The sequence below is a fragment of the Streptomyces sp. NPDC001914 genome, assembly GCF_042891215.1.
In the GTDB taxonomy this organism is placed as follows: Bacteria; Actinomycetota; Actinomycetes; order Streptomycetales; family Streptomycetaceae; genus Streptomyces.
In genome coordinates, this window is sequence record NZ_JBIASW010000001.1 from 665,493 (window position 1) to 685,311 (window position 19,819).

19 protein-coding genes are annotated in these 19,819 nt (G+C 71.4%); 12 read left to right on the forward strand and 7 right to left on the reverse strand.

Translation table 11 applies throughout. The features are described from left to right. Window positions 1-30 precede the first annotated feature (30 nt). The gene (locus ACFYYF_RS03275; protein WP_388770867.1) at window positions 31-1,662 is read left to right on the forward strand and encodes an amidohydrolase; all 1,632 of its coding nucleotides are present in this window, start codon (window positions 31-33) and stop codon (window positions 1,660-1,662) included. Window positions 1,663-1,797: 135 nt separating this feature from the next. Here the strand turns inward: ACFYYF_RS03275 and ACFYYF_RS03280 are convergent, their stop codons facing one another. Continuing rightward, window positions 1,798-3,384, reverse strand: a complete 1,587-nt coding sequence (locus tag ACFYYF_RS03280) for an oxidoreductase (protein WP_388770869.1) — start codon at window positions 3,382-3,384, stop codon at window positions 1,798-1,800. A gap of 155 nt (window positions 3,385-3,539) precedes the next feature. On the opposite strand from ACFYYF_RS03280, the gene ACFYYF_RS03285 reads away from it, so the two are divergent. Together ACFYYF_RS03285 and ACFYYF_RS03290 are read left to right on the forward strand one after the other, a co-directional pair. Further along, a complete protein-coding gene (locus tag ACFYYF_RS03285; RefSeq protein WP_388770872.1) occupies window positions 3,540-3,902 on the forward strand; it encodes a DUF1304 domain-containing protein in 363 nt (120 codons plus the stop codon). After that, window positions 3,899-4,453, forward strand: coding sequence for a TetR/AcrR family transcriptional regulator (locus tag ACFYYF_RS03290; protein WP_361675407.1), 555 nt, complete (start codon window positions 3,899-3,901; stop codon window positions 4,451-4,453). Before ACFYYF_RS03285 ends, ACFYYF_RS03290 begins: the two co-directional genes overlap by 4 nt. Window positions 4,454-4,490: 37 nt before the next feature. Here the strand turns inward: ACFYYF_RS03290 and ACFYYF_RS03295 are convergent, their stop codons facing one another. Together ACFYYF_RS03295 and ACFYYF_RS03300 are read right to left on the reverse strand one after the other, a co-directional pair. After that, the gene (locus tag ACFYYF_RS03295) at window positions 4,491-5,306 is read right to left on the reverse strand and encodes a hypothetical protein (RefSeq protein ID WP_388771543.1); all 816 of its coding nucleotides are present in this window, start codon (window positions 5,304-5,306) and stop codon (window positions 4,491-4,493) included. A 164-nt stretch (window positions 5,307-5,470) separates the two neighbouring features. Then, window positions 5,471-6,418: a GlxA family transcriptional regulator gene (locus ACFYYF_RS03300; protein WP_388770875.1), complete on the reverse strand. Its 948-nt coding sequence runs from the start codon at window positions 6,416-6,418 to the stop codon at window positions 5,471-5,473. A gap of 173 nt (window positions 6,419-6,591) precedes the next feature. On the opposite strand from ACFYYF_RS03300, the gene ACFYYF_RS03305 reads away from it, so the two are divergent. After that, on the forward strand, window positions 6,592-7,542 hold the full coding sequence (locus ACFYYF_RS03305; protein ID WP_388770877.1) for an NADP-dependent oxidoreductase: 951 nt from the start codon (window positions 6,592-6,594) through the stop codon (window positions 7,540-7,542). A gap of 204 nt (window positions 7,543-7,746) precedes the next feature. After that, window positions 7,747-8,169 (forward strand): anti-sigma factor antagonist, encoded by a 423-nt coding sequence (locus tag ACFYYF_RS03310; RefSeq protein WP_388770880.1) that lies wholly within the window; start codon window positions 7,747-7,749, stop codon window positions 8,167-8,169. On the opposite strand, the gene tuf is transcribed toward ACFYYF_RS03310, so the two are convergent. Beyond that, entirely contained in the window at window positions 8,150-9,343 is a 1,194-nt protein-coding gene (gene tuf, locus ACFYYF_RS03315; protein ID WP_388770883.1) for an elongation factor Tu, read from the reverse strand. The genes ACFYYF_RS03310 and tuf overlap by 20 nt on opposite strands. A gap of 117 nt (window positions 9,344-9,460) precedes the next feature. After that, the gene (locus ACFYYF_RS03320) at window positions 9,461-10,414 is read right to left on the reverse strand and encodes a ribose-phosphate pyrophosphokinase (RefSeq protein ID WP_361675423.1); all 954 of its coding nucleotides are present in this window, start codon (window positions 10,412-10,414) and stop codon (window positions 9,461-9,463) included. 215 nt (window positions 10,415-10,629) lie between these two features. Here ACFYYF_RS03320 and ACFYYF_RS03325 point away from each other — a divergent pair, with 215 nt between their 5' ends. The 4 genes from ACFYYF_RS03325 to ACFYYF_RS03340 all read left to right on the forward strand — a co-directional run bounded on the left by ACFYYF_RS03325 (window position 10,630) and on the right by ACFYYF_RS03340 (window position 14,056). Next, complete coding sequence (locus ACFYYF_RS03325; protein WP_388770886.1) at window positions 10,630-11,280, forward strand: DUF4230 domain-containing protein; 651 nt, start codon at window positions 10,630-10,632, stop codon at window positions 11,278-11,280. A gap of 199 nt (window positions 11,281-11,479) precedes the next feature. Further along, window positions 11,480-11,845, forward strand: a complete 366-nt coding sequence (locus ACFYYF_RS03330; RefSeq protein WP_361675428.1) for a cupin domain-containing protein — start codon at window positions 11,480-11,482, stop codon at window positions 11,843-11,845. Window positions 11,846-11,970: 125 nt separating this feature from the next. Continuing rightward, window positions 11,971-12,675, forward strand: coding sequence for a VanZ family protein (locus ACFYYF_RS03335; protein ID WP_388770889.1), 705 nt, complete (start codon window positions 11,971-11,973; stop codon window positions 12,673-12,675). A gap of 133 nt (window positions 12,676-12,808) precedes the next feature. Then, on the forward strand, window positions 12,809-14,056 hold the full coding sequence (locus tag ACFYYF_RS03340) for a ricin-type beta-trefoil lectin domain protein (protein WP_388770891.1): 1,248 nt from the start codon (window positions 12,809-12,811) through the stop codon (window positions 14,054-14,056). A gap of 74 nt (window positions 14,057-14,130) precedes the next feature. Here ACFYYF_RS03340 and ACFYYF_RS03345 read toward each other — a convergent pair whose 3' ends face one another. Next, the gene (locus ACFYYF_RS03345; RefSeq protein WP_361675434.1) at window positions 14,131-14,367 is read right to left on the reverse strand and encodes a hypothetical protein; all 237 of its coding nucleotides are present in this window, start codon (window positions 14,365-14,367) and stop codon (window positions 14,131-14,133) included. 265 nt (window positions 14,368-14,632) lie between these two features. Between ACFYYF_RS03345 and ACFYYF_RS03350 the strand changes: the two genes are divergently transcribed. Together ACFYYF_RS03350 and ACFYYF_RS03355 are read left to right on the forward strand one after the other, a co-directional pair. Beyond that, window positions 14,633-15,652 (forward strand): PHP domain-containing protein, encoded by a 1,020-nt coding sequence (locus tag ACFYYF_RS03350; RefSeq protein ID WP_388770894.1) that lies wholly within the window; start codon window positions 14,633-14,635, stop codon window positions 15,650-15,652. Window positions 15,653-15,954: 302 nt separating this feature from the next. Continuing rightward, the gene (locus ACFYYF_RS03355) at window positions 15,955-16,914 is read left to right on the forward strand and encodes an SDR family NAD(P)-dependent oxidoreductase (RefSeq protein WP_388770897.1); all 960 of its coding nucleotides are present in this window, start codon (window positions 15,955-15,957) and stop codon (window positions 16,912-16,914) included. Between the two features lie 98 nt (window positions 16,915-17,012). Here the strand turns inward: ACFYYF_RS03355 and ACFYYF_RS03360 are convergent, their stop codons facing one another. After that, on the reverse strand, window positions 17,013-18,335 hold the full coding sequence (locus ACFYYF_RS03360; protein ID WP_361675443.1) for an ROK family transcriptional regulator: 1,323 nt from the start codon (window positions 18,333-18,335) through the stop codon (window positions 17,013-17,015). Window positions 18,336-18,503: 168 nt separating this feature from the next. Here ACFYYF_RS03360 and ACFYYF_RS03365 point away from each other — a divergent pair, with 168 nt between their 5' ends. Then, window positions 18,504-19,817, forward strand: a complete 1,314-nt coding sequence (locus ACFYYF_RS03365) for an ABC transporter substrate-binding protein (RefSeq protein WP_388770900.1) — start codon at window positions 18,504-18,506, stop codon at window positions 19,815-19,817. Window positions 19,818-19,819: the final 2 nt, after the last annotated feature.

Consider the following 19,819-nt stretch of genomic DNA (forward strand, 5'->3'; position numbering starts at 1 on the left):
CTCCGGCGATCCGGACAAGGAAACGGAACCATGCACGCTGACCTACTCTTCACCGGCGGCCCGGTGTTCACCCCCGACGGCCGCACCGCGACCGCGGTGGCCGTCACCGGCGAGCGGATCACCGCCGTCGGGAACGCCGAGGTCCACGATCTGATCGGCCCCGGCACCGAGGTCGTCGACCTCGCCGGGCGGCTGCTGCTGCCCGGGTTCCAGGACGCGCACGTCCACCCGGTCCCGGCGGGCCTGGAACTCTCCCAGTGCGATCTCACCGGCGCGAAGACGGCGAAGGACACCGTGGCCGCCGTCCGCGCGTACGCCGAGGCCCACCCCGAGCGGGAGTGGATCACGGGCGGCGGCTGGTCCATGGAGGCGTTCGCGGGCGGCACTCCCACGAAGGAACTCCTGGACGCGGTCGTGCCGGACCGGCCGGTGTATCTGCCGAACCGGGACCATCACGGCGCCTGGGTCAACAGCCGCGCCCTCGAACTCGCCGGCGTCACGCGGGACACGCCCGATCCGGCGGACGGACGCTTCGAGCGGGACGCGTCGGGCGAGCCCACCGGCATGCTGCAGGAGGGAGCCATGCAGGCGGTCGGCCGGCTCACTCCCCCGGCCACGCCGGCCGACCGGCTCGCCGCGCTGCTGCACGCGCAGCGGCATCTGCACGCGCTGGGCATCACCGCCTGGCAGGACGCGATCGTCGGATCCTTCCTCGGCATGGAGGATCCGTCGGAGGCGTACATGGCGGCGGCCCGTGACGGTTCGCTGACCGCGCGCGTGGTCGGCGCGCTGTGGTGGGACCGGGCGCGCGGCGCCGAGCAGATCCCCGAACTCGTCGAGCGGCGGGCCGCGTTGCGGCACGGCAGGTTCCGGGCCACCAGCGTGAAGCTGATGCTGGACGGGGTCGCGGAGAACGGCACCGCCGCGCTGCTCGACCCCTACCTCGACAAGTGCGGCTGCGCCACGTCGAACCGGGGCAAGAGCTTCATCGACCCGGCTCATCTGCCCGCCTACGTGACCGAGTTGGACGCGCTCGGATTCCAGTGCCACTTCCACGCGCTCGGCGACGGCGCCGTACGCCACGCCCTGGACGCCGTGGAGGCGGCGCGGAAGGCGAACGGGCCGAGCGACACCCGGCCGCATCTGGCGCACCTCCAGGTCGTGCACCCCGACGACGTCCCCCGCTTCGCGGCGCTCGGCGCCACGGCCAACATCCAGCCGCTGTGGGCCGCCCACGAACCGCAGATGGACGAGCTGACCATTCCCTTCCTCGGCCCCGAACGGGCCTCCTGGCAGTACCCGTTCGGTTCGCTGCTGCGCTCCGGCGCGCGGCTGGCGGCGGGCAGCGACTGGCCGGTCAGCAGCCCCGATCCGCTCCAGGGCATCCATGTCGCGGTCAACCGGGTGAGCCCGGACGAGCCCGGGCCGGTGTTCCTGCCGGCCGAACGCCTGGACCTGACAGCCGCGTTGACGGCGTACACCGCCGGGACGGCGTACGCGAACCACCTCGACGACACCGGAACCCTGCGTGCGGGCGCCCTCGCGGACCTCGTCGTCCTGGACCGCGACCCCTTCGCGGGACCACCGGAGGCGATCAAGGAGACCGGGGTCGCGCTCACCTACGTGGGAGGGGAACGCGTGTACGCGGCGCCGGACGCCTGAGGCCCGCCGTCTCGAAGCGGGCACCTGGAGCACGTGGGCGTGGATACCCGTATCCACGCCCACGTGCCCGGAAGCCCGGCCCGGGGTCCGGGGGCCGACCCCGGCTCCGGGAGACGGCTGTCGGGTGCGGGCGCGTCACGACCTGCGCAGCATGCGGTTGGCGCCCGCGGCGGCGGTCGTGGCGAGCAGCCAGCCGAGGCAGACGAGGACGACGGCCGCCCACTGCAGTCCGCCGCTGGGGCGGAACGCCTCCTCCTGCCCGAAGTCGACCAGCGGCACCACGAGATCGAAGGTGTAGATGGCGGCCTGGAACCGGGGCGGTTTGCCCGGGTCGACCGCCTGCGGGGGCCAGCGCGTGAACATCAGGATCCCGCTCAGCACGATCGCGCACAGCCACCACACGGCCCGCAGCGGGCGATAGCCGTAACCGACGGTCAGATCCTGGAGCAGGCTCCATGTCCGCCCCGGCCACGCCAGAGTGGTGCGGCGGTGACGTTGTTCGGCGAGCAGCACGGTGCGGGCGTCGGAGTCGTGCCCGTGCAGCCGGTAGGCCGTGGCGAGTTGTTCGTACGGCTGCGGGGTGAAGCCCTCCGGGTCGCGAGCGAGCAGCGGAAGCCGCTGGGCCGCGGGGAGCCGGGGAAGCAGGCCGTCGTAGACCATGCCGTCCAGCCGTGTGGCGTCCGGCCACGCGTCCGGCCCGCCGCGCAGGAGGGTCAGCCGGGTGTGGCTGAGGTCGACCACGCCCTTGATGGACTCGCGTGGGGCCAGGACGAGTTCGAACGCCGTGGAGCGGCGGCAGGTGAGCGCCGGCGTGCCGGGCGGTACGTCGATGACGGCGTCCGCGAAGCTGATGCGGCTGCGCACGGTGACACTGCTGATGCTGATCCTGCCGTGGGCGGCGAACCCGTCGCAGCAGTTGAACTCCGCGCCGACCGCCATGCCGTGGGCCCGCAGGGCCGGGCCGTGCGCCGCGGTGATCGAGGCCTGTTCGAAGAGGACGCCACCGCCGACCTGGGCATCGCGGAGGTCGACCGTTCCCTCGGCGGCCAGCCCGGCGCGGCAGTTGAGGTCACCACCGACGTGGAGCCGTTTGGCGTTGAGCGCCGTCCCGTCCGGGTTGATCAGCTGGGCACGCTTGAGGACGACCGTGCCCCGCACCGAGGTGTCCCGCAGGTCGGTGCAGCCGTCGACGCGCAGTCCGGTGCCCGCCTGGATGTCCCCTCCCACCGTGGCGCACAGCAGTTGCAGCGCCGCCTCACCTCGTCGCTCGCCCCGTCCCGCCAGGTGGCTGTTCTCCAGGTGCAGGCTGCCGCCGATCGAGGCGCCGTAGAGATCGATGGGGCCGGTCACCCGGCACCCGGAGATCTCGCACTTCCAGCCGGTCGTGAGGCCCGCCGCGGACAGACCGGGCAGCCGGCAGCCTCGCATCTCCAGGCCGCCCAGCGAGGCACCGTCGAGACACGGAGCCTGCTCGAAGCGGCAGTCATGGAGTCGCAGGGTCCCGGCGACGACGGTCTCGGCGAGATCGAGGGTGCCGGTGATCGTCACGCCCCTGAGCCGCAGCCGTGGCGGCTGGGCCGTCCCGGCCGCCGGCGGCGCCAGCAGGAGCCCGCGGACGACGGATGCCCGTACGGGACCCCTGTCCTCGAACCAGTCCCCCCGCCGGAACGCGGCCAGCATCTCGCGCTCCCTCCGCCCCCTCGGACCGAGGCTGCGCGCCATGCCAACTCCCCTCCCCGCAAAGGAAACCGGAGCCATCGTTACCCCGGCGAAGCGCACGACAACCCCAGAGAGGATCCGGAAGCTTCCCAGACAGGTGTCCTGTTATTCTGGACACCTGTCTGGGAAATGACGATCACAGAGGGAGTCCGCCGACGATGGAAACGGTCGCGAACGTGCTGGTGGGGCTGGTGGCCGCGCTGCACCTGTACATCCTGGTGCTGGAGATGTTCCTGTGGGAGAAGAAGCCCGGCCGGGGGCTGCACGGGTTCGACGCTCCGATGGTGCGGGCGACCGCACCGCTCGCCGCGAACCAGGGGCTCTACAACGGATTCCTCGCCGCCGGACTGGTGTGGGGACTGATCGCGGCGGACCCGACCGGGCACGACGCGCAGGTCTTCTTCCTGTGCTGTGTCGTGGTCGCGGGCGTGTACGGATCGGTCACCGCGAACCGCCGCATCCTCTTCGCCCAGGCGCTGCCGGGGGCGCTCGCCCTGGCAGCCGTCCTGCTCGCCGGATGACGCCCGACGACCCGCGCGCCGCCCGGACGCGCGCGAAGCTGCGGCAGGCACTGCTGGAGGAGTGCGCCGAACACCCGTTGGAGGAGACCGGCGTCGCCGCGCTGGTGCGGCGGGCCGGGGTCGGCCGGGCCACCTTCTACATGCACTACGCCGACCTGGAGGCCCTGGCGGTCGACGCGTGCGCCGATGTCGTGCGCGAGGCGGTGGAGGCGCTGCACGCCTGGCGCGGCCGGCCCGACCCGGTGTCCGCGCCCCCCGCGCTGCGCGCCTTCTTCACCGGACTCGTCCCGCACGCCGGTCTCTACCGCGCGCTGCTCTCCCCGGGCGGCGGCGGGCCGCTTGGCCTCGTGCTCCACCGCGACCTGCGGGCCCGCAGCCTGGCCGAGCGCACCCTGGCCGGTGCCCCGGACGCCCCCCTCGTCGCCTCCGCGGTGGCCGCCACCTTCGCGGGCGTCCTCGCGGACTGGCTGCACGGCCTGCTGGAGGGCACCCCGGACACCGTCGCGGACGAGGTCTGGCAGCTCCTCGTCGCCCTGCACACGAGCAGGTGACGCGCCGGGCCGACCGTCGGCCGGCCCGGTCGGCGCCTCACTTGCAGCCGAAGTGCGAGGCCGTGGCCGGCCACGCCTCCACTCCGTCGGAGGTCTTGATGTACGCCGTGGACCTGTCCGGCGTCAGCCACAGCCTCCGGTCGCCGTAGCGGTAGCCGGTGTCGCGGGCGTCGGCGGGCATGCGGACGTCTCCGTCATAGGCGGCGGTGAGTGCCCCGTCCGGGAGGACCCGGTGCGGATCGCGCGCGTACTGACGGCCGTACCGGCCCAGGTCGAGGAAGTGCGCGCTCTGCCAGTCGCAGTGCGCGGGACCGACCGAACTGCTCACCTCGGTGGTCGGCACGCGCCGGCCGTCCCGGTCGGTCCAGATCTCGTACCCCTGCGCCTTCGTCCAGCTCGCCGGGAACTCGGAGGGGTCGCAGGACGCGCTGGTCTCCGGGCCCCAACCCGGGCGCCGCGGCTGGTCCTTGGCGACGACGACGGCGACCTTGGTCCTGCCCCCGACGTCGTACGAGAACAGGACGCGATCCCCTTCGGAGCGCTCCACCCGGTAGCCCCGCTCCGGCAGTTCGGGCTGGTAGATCTCGAAGTACGCCTTCAGCCCCTCCTCGGGCGTCGACCCCCCGTCGCCCTTGCTCCACACGTCGCCCGCGTCGCCCGCCCGGATCGCGCCGTCGCACTCCAGGGCCCGGCCCGCCGCACCCGAACTCTCCTGCGCGTCCCCGTCGCCCTCCGCCGTGTACGGAAGGTCCAGCGGTCCGGTGTACGGGGTGGCGGGGGCGGAGCCGGTCACCACCACCCCCTCGTGCCCGTCCCCGCCGCACGCCACCGCCGCGAACCCCACCAGCACCATCGCGGCCACGATCCCGCTGCGCGTCCCCACCACTGCTCCTCCACCCGTCGCTCGTGCTCCTACGACGCGGTGGTGCGGAGGTTCGTTCGCCGGTCCTCGGGCTGACTCGCGCGGCCGGTCGTCCGGGGGACGGCGCGTGACCGGCGCGGCCCGGCCCCGCGGGGTCAGTGCGTGGTCTGGAAGGTGCGGCGGTAGGTCTGGGGCGAGACGCCGATCGTCGCCTGGAGGTGCTGGCGCAGTGAGGCCCCCGTCGCGAATCCGACCTCGCCCGCGATCCGGTCCACGGGCAGATCGCTGGCCTCCAGCAGATGGCGGGCCCGGGAGAGCCGCTGCTGGATGAGCCAGCGGCCTGGGCTGAGGCCCACCTCGTCGTTGAAGCGGCGGGCGAAGGTGCGCAGGCTCATTCCGGCGTGGGCGGCGAGATCGGTCAGGGTCAGCGGGTCGCCGAGGCGCGCGAGCGCCCAGTCGCGGGTGGCGGCGGTGCTCGCCGTCGAGGGTTCCGGCACGGGCTGCTCGATGAACTGGGCCTGGCCGCCCTCGCGCAGCGGCGGGACCACACAGCTGCGGGCCACCTTGTTGGCCAGTTCGCTGCCGTGGTCACGCCGGACGATGTGCAGGCAGACGTCGATGCCGGACGCGGCTCCGGCCGAGGTGAGGATGTCGCCGTCGTCCACGAACAGGACGTCCGGGTCCAGGTCGACCCGCGGGAACAGGCGCCGGAACGCGTCGGCCACATGCCAGTGCGTGGTCGCCGGGCGCCCGTCCAGCAGACCGGCGGCGGCCAGGACGAACGCGCCCGTGCAGATGGAGACCATGCGCGTTCCCGGGCGGATGTACGCGAGGGCGGCGGCGACCTCGTCGGGGCGGCCGACGGGGAGCGCGGCCGGGGTGACGGCGGCGATCACCACCGTGTCCGCCGTGCGCAGGACCTCGGGACCGTGGCCCACGGTGATGGAGAAGTCGGCGTCGGTACGGACCGGCCCGCCGTCGAGGGTGCAGGTCAGGACCTCGTAGCGGCCGTCCGCCGCGCCGAGGATCCGGCTCGGCATGCCCAGTTCGAAGGGATAGACGCCGTCGAGTGCCAGGACCACGACACGCTCCACGCGCTCCACCGGCTCCCCTCGCTCCGCACACCCCGTCCGGCCTGCCCGCTCCGTCTTCCGCACCGCTTCCCTCGCCGTTTCCCTCGCCGCTGTCCGCGCCTTTGTCCGCATGGCACGATCTTATCGAAGGTTGGCAATCATGCCATTTTCTGCTCGGGCGGCTCCGGGCAGGCTGGTTCGCCATGAGCACTGTGAACACGATGCGAGCCATCAGCCAGACCGTCCTCGGCGGTCCCGAGGTCCTTGAGGAAGTCACCCTGGAGCGGCCCTCGCCGCGACCGAACGAGATCCTGGTCCGGGTACGGGCCGCGGGCGTCAACCCGACCGACTGGAAGCACCGCGAGAACGGCGGGTTCCTCGGCGAGCCGCCCTTCGTCCTCGGCTGGGACGTCTCCGGCGTGGTCGAGGCGACCGGGATCGGCGTCGCCGCCTTCCAGCCCGGGGACGAGGTCTTCGGCATGCTGCCCTACCCCTTCGGCCACGGCTCGCACGCCGAGTACGTGACCGGTCCGGCACGGGCCTTCACCCACAAGCCGTCCGTCATCGACCACACCCAGGCCGCGGCCCTTCCGCTGGTCTCCCTGACCGCCTGGCAGGCACTGACCGAGCGGGCCGACGTACGGCCGGGCCAGCGCGTGCTGATCCACGCGGCGGCCGGCGGGGTCGGCCACGTCGCCGTGCAGATCGCGAAGTCCCTCGGCGCGTACGTGATCGGCACCGCCAGCGCGGGCAAGCACGACTTCCTGCGGTCCATCGGCGTGGACGAGCCGGTCGACTACACCAGCGTCGACTTCGCCGAGACCGTGCGCGACGTCGATGTCGTCCTGGACACCATCGGCGGCGAGACGGGACAGCGCTCGCTGCGGGTGCTGCGCCCCGGAGGCATCGTCGTCTCCATCCTGCCGGTCGGGTCCGACGCGTTCTACGAGGAGGCCGAACGGCTCGGGGTCCGGGCGGTGCGGATGCTCGTCGACGCCGACCGGACGGGCATGAAGGCGGTCGCGGATCTCGTCGAGAAGGGCGCGTTGCGCGCCACCGTCGCCGAGACCTTCCCGCTCGCCGAGGCCGCCAAGGCACACGCCCTGGGCGACACGGGCCGGACCAGCGGGAAGCTCGTCCTGGTCGTCGACTGACCCCACACAGCTGAGGCATATGTCAATCGAACATGCTGGAATTCACCTCAACGAGGGTAACTTGCAGGGCAGGAAACGGTTTTACATCGAGCCGGTGCCCGGGCCCGTCCAGTGATCGCTTGACGTTTCGTCGCCCCGGCCTCCGGTGAGCCCGCTCCCGTTCCACCGGGAGCGGGCCGACAGCCGGCTGGAGGTGATGTCCGCGTGGCGAGCGATTTCGCGCCGTGCACCCGGCATCTGCGGATCCACCAGGACCACGGTCATGTGGTGCTGGAACTGCACGGGGAGATCGACCTGCTCGCCACGACGGAGATCACCCCGCTCCTCGACGAGGTCACCGCGGATCCCGCACCGCAGGTCGTGATCGACCTGCGGTGCGTCGAGTTCTTCGACTGCTCGGGCCTGCGGCTGCTGTACCGCGCCAGGCGCCGCGTCCTCGACCGGGGCGGACGGCTGCACCTGGTCTGCGTCCATCCGATGGCACTGCGCATGTTCCGGCTGACCGGGCTCTCGCGGATCCTTCCGCCCTCGGCCTCGCTGGAGGCGGCACTGAGCCGTCCGGGGGCCGCCCCGGACCTGCCGGGAAGTCCCTCGGACGCGGCCGCGCCTACTCCCGGATCGTCGTGACCTGCCCGGCGCCGACCGTCCGGCCGCCCTCGCGGATGGCGAACTTCAGCCCTTCCTCCATCGCGATCGGCTGGATCAACTCCACCTCCATGGTGGTGTTGTCGCCCGGCATGACCATCTCCGTGCCCCTGGGCAGGGTCACGACTCCCGTCACGTCCGTCGTGCGGAAGTAGAACTGCGGGCGGTAGTTGTCGAAGAACGGCGTGTGCCTGCCGCCCTCGTCCTTGGAGAGGATGTAGGCGCGCGCCTCGAACCGGGTGTGCGGGGTCACCGAACCCGGCTTGATCACGACCTGTCCCCGCTCGACGTCCTCGCGCTTGACCCCCCGCAGCAGCAGTCCGACGTTCTCGCCCGCCCGGCCCTCGTCGAGGAGCTTGCGGAACATCTCGACGCCGGTGACGGTGGTCCGGGTCTTCTGCTCGTGGATGCCGATGATCTCGACCTCGCTGTGCACCTTCAGCACCCCGCGCTCGATGCGCCCGGTGACGACCGTGCCGCGGCCCGTGATGGTGAAGACGTCCTCGATCGGGAGCAGGAACGGCCGGTCCACATCACGCACCGGTTCCGGCACGAACGCGTCGACGGCCGCGAGGAGTTCGAGGATCGTCGCGCTCCACCGCGGGTCGCCCTCCAGCGCCTTGAGCGCGGAGACCCTGACGACCGGGACGTCGTCGCCCGGGAACTCGTACTCGGTGAGCAGTTCGCGCACCTCGAGTTCGACGAGTTCCAGGATCTCCTCGTCGTCCACCATGTCGGTCTTGTTGAGCGCGACCACGATGTACGGGACGCCGACCTGCCGGGCCAGCAGGACGTGCTCCTTCGTCTGCGGCATCGGGCCGTCGGTCGCCGCGACGACGAGGATCGCGCCGTCCATCTGCGCGGCCCCCGTGATCATGTTCTTGATGTAGTCCGCGTGCCCCGGGCAGTCGACGTGCGCGTAGTGCCGGTTCTCCGTCTGGTACTCGACATGGGCGATCGAGATCGTGATGCCGCGCTGCCGTTCCTCGGGCGCCTTGTCGATCTGGTCGAACGGGGTGAAGGGGTTGAGATCGGGGAAGCGGTCGTGCAGCACCTTGGTGACGGCCGCCGTCAGGGTCGTCTTGCCATGGTCGATGTGCCCGATGGTGCCGATGTTCACGTGCGGCTTGGTCCGCTCGAATTTCGCCTTGGCCACTGCGAGCCCTCCTGATCGCCTGGGTGACGCCGAGCGTTGCTCCGCGGCTTCCCGGCCGGGCACGGCGGCCGCTCCTGGTGACCGAGCGGTGGGGAGGGAAGGTCCGCTCCCTCCTGTCTATTGGTTCCGGGGCGCGTCGAACAGGGCGCTGACGGACTCTCCGTTGTGAATGCGCCGCACCGCCTCGGCGAGGGCCGGGGCGATGGACAGGACGCTCAGCTTCTCGGTGTACTCCTCGTCCGGGACCGGCACGGTGTTCGTGCAGACGATCTCCAGTACGTCGGGCTGCTCACTGAGCCGTTTGAGGGCTCCCGCCGCGAACAGCCCGTGGGTGCAGGCGACCCTGATCGATCTGGGACCCAACTCGCGCAGCCGGTCCAGGAGTTCGAGGACCGTACTGCCCTTGGCTATCTCGTCGTCCAGCACGATGACGTCGCGCCCGGAGATCTCGCCGATGACCGAGCTGATGCTGACCTGGTCGTCGGCGAACCGCTGTTTGGCGCCGGCGGCCACCTGGGCGCCGATCAGTCGCGCGAACGCGGCTGCCTCCTTGGCGTTGCCGAGATCGGGCGAGACCACCGTCGTGCGCGACAGGTCGTTCGCCCGGAAGTGCGCGGCGAGTTCGCGCAGGGCGTGCAGATGATCCACGGGCACCGAGAAGAAGCCGTGCACCTGCGGAGAGTGCAGGGTCATCGCGAGGACCCGGCTCGCCCCGGCCGCCACGAGCAGATCCGCCACGAGCCGGCCGCCCAGGGAGATCCGCGGCATGTCCTTCTTGTCCGAACGCGCATACGAATAATGGGGCATGACCACGGTGATCCGCCCGGCGGAGGCGCCTCGCGCCGCGTCGCACATCATCAGCAGTTCGACCAGGTGTTCCTGCACCGGAGTGACGAGGGGCTGCACCAGGAAGACATCGCGCTCGCGGCAGTTGGCCTGGAGCTGGACCTCCAGGCAGTCGTTGGCGAACCGGCTGACACGGGTCGGGCTGAGGGGCACACCGAGGTGGGCACAGAGCTCGGCCGCGAGCTCTGGATGGGCACTACCGCTGAACACGGCGATGTCACGCACGTCCGCTCCTCGCATGGTCGAACCGGATCGCGTCGCCGGGCGCAAGATCGGCCCGGAGTGCGCACCTCATGCTACTGGGCACCCTTCGGGCCTACGACCGGGGGTTTTCCGGTTGCGGATCGGCCCACGGAGTGCCGTGGCGGCCACGACGCCGGCCCGGCGGCCTGTCGGCGGACTTGCGGGGTAGACGGACAGTCGAAAGGAGGACCGTCTACATGACGACGTCCATCAAGCGCATGCCCGGCTGGGCGAAGGTCGTCTCCGCCTTCGTGCTGGTGCTCGTGGTGCTGTTCGCCGGGCTGCGGCTGGCCGTTCTGCCGGGGCTGCGCGATGTGTTCGGCACGGAGACCCACGACAACTCGGGCCCCGCACTGCTCAAGTCCATTCAGGACATGAGCCGTTACGACGCCGCGTCGGGCAACTTCCAGGTGGTCGTGGACCTGGAGAAGGACGCGAAGTACCTGCCCGACGCGATCCGCGGCACCCGCACGCTGTACGTGGGAGCCGGCACCGTCGACGCCTATGTCGATCTCGGGCGGGTCGGCCAGAAGGACGTGACGGTCAACGACGACCGCACGTCGGCCACGCTCCGTCTGCCGCACGCGGCCCTGGGCAAACCCGCCCTCGACCCCGACCACTCCTACGCCGTCTCCAAGCAGCGCGGTCTCCTCGACCGGCTCGGTGACGTCTTCTCGGACAACCCGAACGACGAGCGGGCCGTCCAGCGCCTCGCGGCCCGGCACATCGGCGACGCCGCGAAGGACAGCCGCCTCACCGCTCGGGCCGAGGAGAACACCACCGGCATGCTGGAGGGCCTGCTGCGCTCGCTCGGCTTCACGGACGTGACGGTCGTCTACGGGACCTGAGTCCGGGCGCGGCACCAGGCCGGGCGGAGCCCCGGTCCGGGCCGAGCCCCGGTCCGGGCCGAGCCGCGGGCGCCGGGTACGGGCACGCGGCCCTGCCCGGCGCCCGCGTCCGTCGGGGCCGCGGTCCCCCGGACGACTCCGGATGACAGCCCCCTCGGGACGGGCGGACGATGGAGGAAGGCAACGGAAGGAAGCCGTCATGCTGGAGATCAAGACGGTGGACAAGCCCGACGAGCGACGCGACTTCCCGCGGGGCCACCTCGAAGCGGTCCACATGAGCGGGCTCGACTTCGCCGTGGGAACCTTCGAGCCGGGCTGGCGCTGGTCCGAGTCGGTCGGCCCGATCGCCGGAACGAAGACCTGCGAGATCCACCACAACGGTTATGTGGTCCAGGGACGCATGCACCTCGTCATGGACGACGGCGGAGAGGGCGAGGTGGGTCCCGGAGACGTCTTCGTCTGCCCGCCCGGACACGACGCCTGGGTCGTGGGCGACGAACAGGTGATCGTGTACGACTTCGCGGGAGGCATGGCCACCGACTACGCGAAGGCGAAGAACGCCTGAGGGACGCCCGAGGAACGCCCCTCTCCTGTCGCAAAGTCCTCCCCCGGGCCGAGATGCCGGGCATTCTCGGCCCGGCCGGGGGTAAGCGGGCTGCACCAGAGGGCAGTTGAAAAGGGGAGGGACTCATGGTCCGCACCGCGTTGCGCGCACGTGCCGCGAAGGCCGGCCGGGGCAAACCGGCACCTAAGTCCGGATCGGACGGGAAGCCCGCGCCGAAGAGCGAGCGGAGCAGGTCCGCGTCGAAGGCCGGCCGGGACAAGGCGGCGTCGAAGGCGGACCGGAACAAGCCGGAGAAGAGCTCGTGGTCGCCCTTCGGCCGCAGGAGGCCGGCGCGCACGCCGGATCCGGCCCCGGCCCGGGAGACGAGTGCCCTGGCGCTGCCCTTCCGGTTCCTGGCCATGCTGGTCGCGTTCGCGGCCATGGTGGCGTTCGCCGTCGTACTGGCCCGGCTGACGCTGGAGCCCTCGCCCGCGTCCACGGAGCTGATCCACAACAATCTTCACCCCGGGGACTCCCTGCGGGCCTATCTCGACCAGCCCGAGCTGCGTGACGCCGTCAAGCAGATCGGCGGGAACCTCCTGCTCGGGGTGCCCTTCGGCGTGCTGATGCCGGTGGTGTTCCCGAAGACCCGCGGCATCCTGCGCGTCGTCGCCCTCACGGCGACGGTCATGCTCCTGGTCGAACTCGTCCAGGGAGCCCTCATCACCGGCCGCTCCTTCGACATCGACGACGTCATCCTCAACACGACCGGCGCGCTGGTGGGTTACCTCCTGCTGGGCCGGCGTCTCGGCCGGGCCGTCCACCCGAGGAAGAAGCGCTCCACCGTCTGAGGCGACGCCAACTGCTGGTCCGTACCAGAGTATTGACACGCCGTTACCTCACTCCTTAAATCAAGAGGCGAAGCATGGACCCCCCACCTCAGTCGGCTCACCCGTCACGGGCGGCCGTACGGAAATGAGAGTCATGGACTCCCCACGCCTGCTCCGCCGATGTCTGCTGGCCGTACTGTCCGCCGCGCTCGTCGCCTCCGCCTCGGCCGTCGCCGCTCCCGCCCACGCGGGCCCGGCGGCGGCCGCGGCGGCCGTGACGTTCCAGGACACCTTCGACGGTCCGGCCGGCTCCGCCGTCGACTCCTCCAAGTGGCAGCTGGAGACCGGCGACAACGTCAACAACCACGAGCGGCAGTACTACACCTCGGGCAACAAGAACGCCGCGCTGGACGGCCAGGGCCATCTCGTGATCACGGCCCGCAAGGAGAATCCGGCCAACTACCAGTGCTGGTACGGCACATGCCAGTACACCTCGGCCCGGATGAACACCTCCGGGAAGTTCACGTCGACGTACGGCCATGTCGAGGCCCGGATCAAGATCCCGCGCGGACAGGGCATGTGGCCGGCGTTCTGGATGCTCGGCAGCGACATCGGGCAGGTCGGCTGGCCGAACTCCGGCGAGATCGACGTCATGGAGAACGTCGGCTTCGAGCCGTCCACCGTGCACGGCACGATCCACGGTCCCGGCTACTCCGGCTCCGCCGGCATCGGCGCCGGATACTCCCTCCCGAACGGTCAGGCCTTCGCGGACGCCTTCCACACCTTCGCGGTCGACTGGGCACCGAACTCGATCACCTGGTCGGTGGACGGCACGGTCTACCAGCGGCGCACACCCGCCGATCTGGGCGGCAACACCTGGGTGTTCAACAAGCCGTTCTTCCTGATCCTGAACCTCGCGGTCGGCGGATACTGGCCCGGCGACCCCGACGGCTCCACCTCCTTCCCGCAGCAACTCGTCGTCGACGAGGTGAAGGTGACCACGAGCGACGGCTCGGGCGGCACCGCCGGCCCGATCAAGGGCCTCGCGGGCAAGTGCGTGGACGTGGCCGCCGCCAACTCCGCCAACGGAACACCCGTACAGCTCTACGACTGCAACGGCACGGGCGCCCAGCAGTGGACGGTGTCCGCCGACGGCACGATCCGCGCGCTCGGCAAGTGCCTGGACGTCACGGGCAACGGAACGGCGGACGGCTCGACGGTCCAGCTCTGGGACTGCACCGGCGGACCCAACCAGAAATGGACGGTCACCGCGGCCCACGACATCGTGAATCCGCAGGCGAACAAATGCCTGGACGTCACGGGCAACAACCCGGCCAACGGCACCCGGCTGCAGATCTGGACGTGCAGCGGCGGCGCCAACCAGAAGTGGACGACCGGCTGAGCGACCGCCGTACGGACGGTGAAGGGCCCGGCACGGTCACCCCTGCCGGGCCCTTTCGCCCGGCCGCGACCGCCTCAGCGCGGATGCCAGGTGAGTTTGTCGCCGCCGACCCAGCGGACCACGTCGGGATCGTCGAGATCGTCGACCGTGATGCCGTACGCCGCCGCGTACTCCAGGACGTCCGTGATCGCCTTCGCCTCGCCCACCATCTCGCCGTCGATCTCCATGATCCGGAACGGCGGCGTGCCCGGCTGCACCCCGAGCACCATGATCCGTGGGTGGGAGATGTGAGGGCTCGCGCTTTCGGTCATGACTAGAGCGTAAGGGGGTTTCCGCTCTTCCCGCTGGTCAGCGGCAACGTGCCGGGGGTCCGTCGCAGGTCCGGCCCGGCGCGGACGCGGCGGCCGGCATCCGGGCGCTCACCCGGCCGGGTGAGACCCGCAAGCGGCACCGGCCCGGGCAGCCCGTGAGCCCGGTGCCGGACCCGCCCCGGACATCCGCCGTGCGGTCCGGCGACGACTGGGCAACGCTGGGGGAAGCGCGCGGCGGCCGGCGCGACCGCAGGGAGGAGTGCCGATGGACCCCGTCGAGGCCCTGGACCGGATCGCGTTCCTGCTGGAGCGGAGCCTGGCACCCACCTATCGCGTACGGGCCTTTCGTACCGCGCGGACCCTGCTGGCCGGGCTGCCCGCCGACGAGGTGCGCGAGCGCGCCGCGAACGGGACGCTGGAGTCGCTGAAGGGCATCGGCCCCAAGACCGCGCAGGTGGTGCGGGAGGCGCTGGCCGGCGAGGTGCCCGGCTACCTGGAGAAGGCGGAACGGGAGACCTCGGGGCCGCTCACCGAGGGCGGTGAGGGCCTGCGGCAGCTGCTGCGCGGGGACTGCCATCTGCACTCCGACTGGTCGGACGGCGGCAGCACGATCGAGGAGATGGGGCGCACGGCGGCACGGCTCGGCCACTCGTGGGCGGCGCTCACCGACCACTCGCCCCGGCTGACCGTGGCGAACGGCCTGTCGCCGGAGCGGCTGCGCGAGCAGCTGGCCGTCGTCGCCGCCCTCAACGAACGCTGGGCACCCTTCCGGCTGCTCACCGGCATCGAGTGCGACATCCTCGACGACGGATCGCTCGACCAGGAGCCGGAGCTGCTGGAGCAACTGGACGTGGTGGTCGTGTCCGTGCACTCCAAGCTGCGCATGGACGCGGGGCCGATGACCCGCCGGATGGTCGCCGCCGTGCGCAATCCGCACGCGGACATCCTCGGCCACTGCACGGGCCGGCTGATCACGGGCCGCGGCCGGCCCGAGTCCGCGTTCGACGCGGACGCCGTCTTCGCGGCCTGCGCGGAGTCCGGCACGGCCGTCGAGATCAACAGCCGTCCGGAGCGCCTCGACCCGCCGCGCCGGCTGCTGCGCCGGGCCGTCGAGGCGGGTGTCCTGTTCTCCCTGGACACCGACGCGCACGCGCCCGGACAGCTCGACTGGCAGATCTACGGGTGCGCGCGGGCCGAGGAGTGCGGGGTGCCGCCGGAGCGTGTCGTCACCACCTGGACGCTGGAGCAGCTGCTGACCTGGACCCGGACCCGCGAAACACCGTGACGCACGTCACCGTCGACGCCCCCGTTCCGGGGAACACCCACCGGTAGTTACCCGTTGAACCAACCGTGGGTGTGGATGGGACAGTGTCCCCGGGCCTCACCCAAGCCCGCAGGGACGATCGTCCGGCTGAAGCCCTGTGGAGCGTTTCGCCGCGAGGCGACCGCCATCGGCGCCCACACAGACGACCCCGACCGCGATTCCCCCGTCCGGTCGGGGTCTTTTTCTCTGCCGGGGCCGGCCGTTCCCCGGCACGGCCGTGTCCGCTTGACTTCGAGCCCGCTCCCATTCGTAGCGTGCGGGGCATGAGCACTGCACAGCACAAGATCGGTTCGGGATTCGGTGCCCGGAGCACCGCGGACGACGTCCTGCGGGGCATCGACCTCTCCGGACGGCTCGCGGTCGTGACGGGCGGCTACTCGGGCCTCGGCCTGGAGACGACCCGGGCCCTGGCCAAGGCGGGCGCCCATGTCGTGGTCCCCGCGCGGCGCCCGGCGACCGCGCGCGAGGCGCTGGCCGGCATCGACGGGGCCGAGACCGACGAACTCGACCTCGGCGACCTGGACAGCGTGCGCGCGTTCGCGGAGCGGTTTCTCGCCTCGGGCCGTGTCATCGACATCGTCATCGACAGCGCCGGCATCATGGCCTGCCCGGAGACGCGTGTCGGCCCCGGCTGGGAGGCCCAGTTCGCGACCAATCACCTCGGCCACTTCGCGCTGGTCAACCGGCTGTGGCCGGCGATCGCGCCGGGCGGCGCGCGGGTCGTGTCCGTGTCCTCCGCCGGCCATCACAACTCCGGCATCCGCTGGGACGACGTGCACTTTCGGACCGGTTACGACAAGTGGCAGGCCTACGGGCAGGCGAAGACGGCGAACGTGCTGTTCGCGGTGGAACTCGACCGGCGGGGACGGGACTTCGGCGTACGGGCCTTCTCGCTGCACCCCGGCGGCATCCTCACCCCGCTCCAGCGGCACCTGCCCAGGCAGGAGATGGTCGAGCGCGGCTGGATCGACGAGAACGGCGTGCCGCTGAACCCGGAGGGCTTCAAGACGCCCGAGCAGGGCGCGGCCACCCAGGTGTGGGCGGCGACCTCGCCGCAGCTCGCCGGCATGGGCGGGGTGTACTGCGAGGACTGCGACATCGCCGAGCCGGCTCCGGCGGACGGCACCAGGACCGGGGTGAGCGCCCACGCGACGGATCCCGGACAGGCCGCCCGGCTGTGGGAGCTGTCGGCGGAGCTGACCGGGGTGAACGCCTTCGGCTGAGCGGCGCGGGCGCCTGCCGCCCGCCGTTCACGCTTCCGGGAGGCGGTGACGGCCCCGATCCCCCGGGGCGGCGCGAACGCGCTCTGCGGCGAAGCGGATCAGTGCGGTGCGCGTTCCTCCAGGGCCGTGCGCCAGGCGGGTGACGGTCCCGTCGGCGCGGGTTCCGCGCGCCGGCCGCCGCGGGCGAAGAAGTCGGCCAGCGGGAGGATCGCGGCGCCGACCGTGACGGCGTCGGGGCCGAGGCGGCCGAGGTCCACGGTGACGTGCTGGGCGGGGTAGCGCAGGGCGTAGGAGGAGGCGTACCGGCGGACGGCGGGCAGGAAGCGGGAGCCGAGCTGGAGGCCGGCCCAGCCGCCGATGAGGATGCGTTCGGGCTGGAAGAGGTTGATCAGGTCGGAGAGGCCCGCGCCCAGGTACTCGGCGGTCTCCTCCAGGACCGCGAGCGCGATGCGGTCGGGCTCGGTGCCCTCGGGCGGGTAGGCGGCGGCGAGCATCGCGGTGAGCGCGGTCTCCTCGTCCGTGTCCTCCGGGGGCCGCCCGCCCTCCTCCCGCCAGCGGTCGAGGAGCGCCTCCGCTCCCGCGTACGCCTCCAGGCAGCCGAGCGCGCCGCAGCGGCAGCGGCGCCCCCTGACCCGCACGGTCAGGTGGCCCCATTCGACGGACCGGCCGGTCTCGACCTCCTCGGTGACCAGGCTGGCGCCCACGCCGGAGCCGAACAGCACGACCACCGCGTTGCGGGCGCCGCGTCCGGCGCCGAACCACATCTCGGCCTGGCCGAGGGTACGGGCGCCGTTGTCCGCGAAGTACGGCACGGTGTCGGGGAGTTCGCAGGCGGAGCGGAGCAGGGACTCCAGCGGGACGGCGTCCCAGCCGATGGTCTGGCCGTGCACGACCGCGCCGCGCTCGGGGGTTCGGGCGACGATGCCGGGGACCCCTATGCCGACGCCGAGGAGCTGTCCGGGGGCGATGTCCGCCTCGGCGAGGACCTCGGCGATGCCGTCGCGGATGTGCCCGACGATGACGTCGACGTCGTACCCCCGACGCCGCAGCGGCGGGTCGGTCTCGTATCCCTGGTGCTCCAACGGCCGCTCGGTGCGGGCGAGTTCGGTGAGCGTCAGGTCGAACAGCTCGACGCGGACCCGGGTCTCGCCGACGTCGACGCCGATCATGTGGCCGCTGCCGGGCACGACGCGCAGCAGGGTGCGGGGGCGCCCGCCGTCGGAGTCGACGCTTCCGGCCTCCTCGACGAGGCCGTCGGCGACGAGTTCGGCGACCACGTTGCTGATGGATCCGGAACTCAGCCCGGTCGCTGGACCGAGTTCGTAGCGGCTCATCGGGCCGTCGAAATACAACCGTTGTAGTACGGCGGTCCGGTTGCCCCGCCGCAGGTCACGCACTGTCCGCCCGTTCCGCCCCGCCATGTGATGTCCCTTCCGGCATGCCCGACCTGCAAGATACCCCTGCGCGATCCCTTGACGCGACTTTCTTCCGGGTCTTAACTCACGTCCTAAATTAAGCCATGAGGATCGTTCGGGAAGTGAACACGGGCTCCCCTCACGGCTCCCTCCGGGAAAGGGACAGAAGCAGCCATGCGCAGAATCCGAGCCGCGGCCGCAGGTGCGGTCACCATCACTCTGCTGACCGCCGCGACCGCCTGTGGCGGCGGCTCGTCGAGCGGCGGGTCCAACGCCTCGCCGAAGACACTCACGTACTGGGCGTCCAACCAGGGCGCCAGCATCGAGATCGACAAGAAGACGCTCGCCCCCGAACTGGCCAAGTTCGAGAAGCAGACCGGCATCAAGGTGAAGCTGGAGGTCGTGCCCTGGTCCGACCTGCTGAACCGCATCCTCACCGCCACCACCTCGGGCCAGGGTCCGGACGTCCTGAACATAGGCAACACCTGGAGCGCCTCGCTCCAGGCCACCGGCGCGCTGCTGCCCTGGGACGCGAAGAACTTCGACAAGATCGGCGGCAAGGACCGCTTCGTCGACTCCGCGCTCGGCTCGACGGGCGCCGAGGGCAAGGACCCCGCCGCGGTGCCGCTGTACTCGATGGCGTACGCGCTCTACTACAACAAGCAGATGTTCGCCGACGCCGGCATCACGAACCCGCCGGCGACCTGGGACGAGCTGATCGCCGACGGCAAGAAGATCTCGAAGAACGGCAAGTGGGGCCTCGGCGCGGAGGGTTCCAACGCGTCGGAGAACATCCACCACGCCTTCGTCTTCGCCAAGCAGCACGGCGCCGACTTCTTCACCGCCGACGGCAAGGCCGACTTCACCAACGACGGGGTCGTCGCCGCGGTCAAGCAGTACGTGGACCTGATGGCGAAGGACAAGATCATCGCCCCGGGCAACGCCGAGTACGCGCAGAACCAGTCGGTCAGCGACTTCGCCAAGGGCAAGAACGCCATGCTGCTGTGGCAGTCGGCGGCGGCCAACCTCAAGTCGCAGGGCATGGCCGACGACGCGTACGGCATCGCGCCGGTGCCGGTGCAGTCCGGTACCCCGGGCACGGGCACGAACGTCAACTCGATGGTCGCCGGCATCAACCTCGCGGTGTTCAAGAACACCAAGAACCTCGACGGCGCCACGAAGTTCGTGAAGTTCATGACCAGTGACGCCGAGCAGAAGATCCTCAACGGCGCCTACACCTCGATCCCGCCGGTCAAGGGCGCCCAGTCGGACACCGCGTTCAACTCCCCCTCGAACGCGGTTCTGAAGGACACCCTGGCCAAGAGCGCGGCCGCGCTGCCGCAGGTCGCCGACGAGTCGCAGTTCGAGACCGCGGTCGGCACCGCCATCAAGGGCCTGTTCGCCGACGCGGCCGGCGGCCGCGCGGTGACCACCGCGTCGGTGAAGGCGGCGCTCGAGAAGGCCCAGCAGCAGATGCCGAAGAAGTGAGT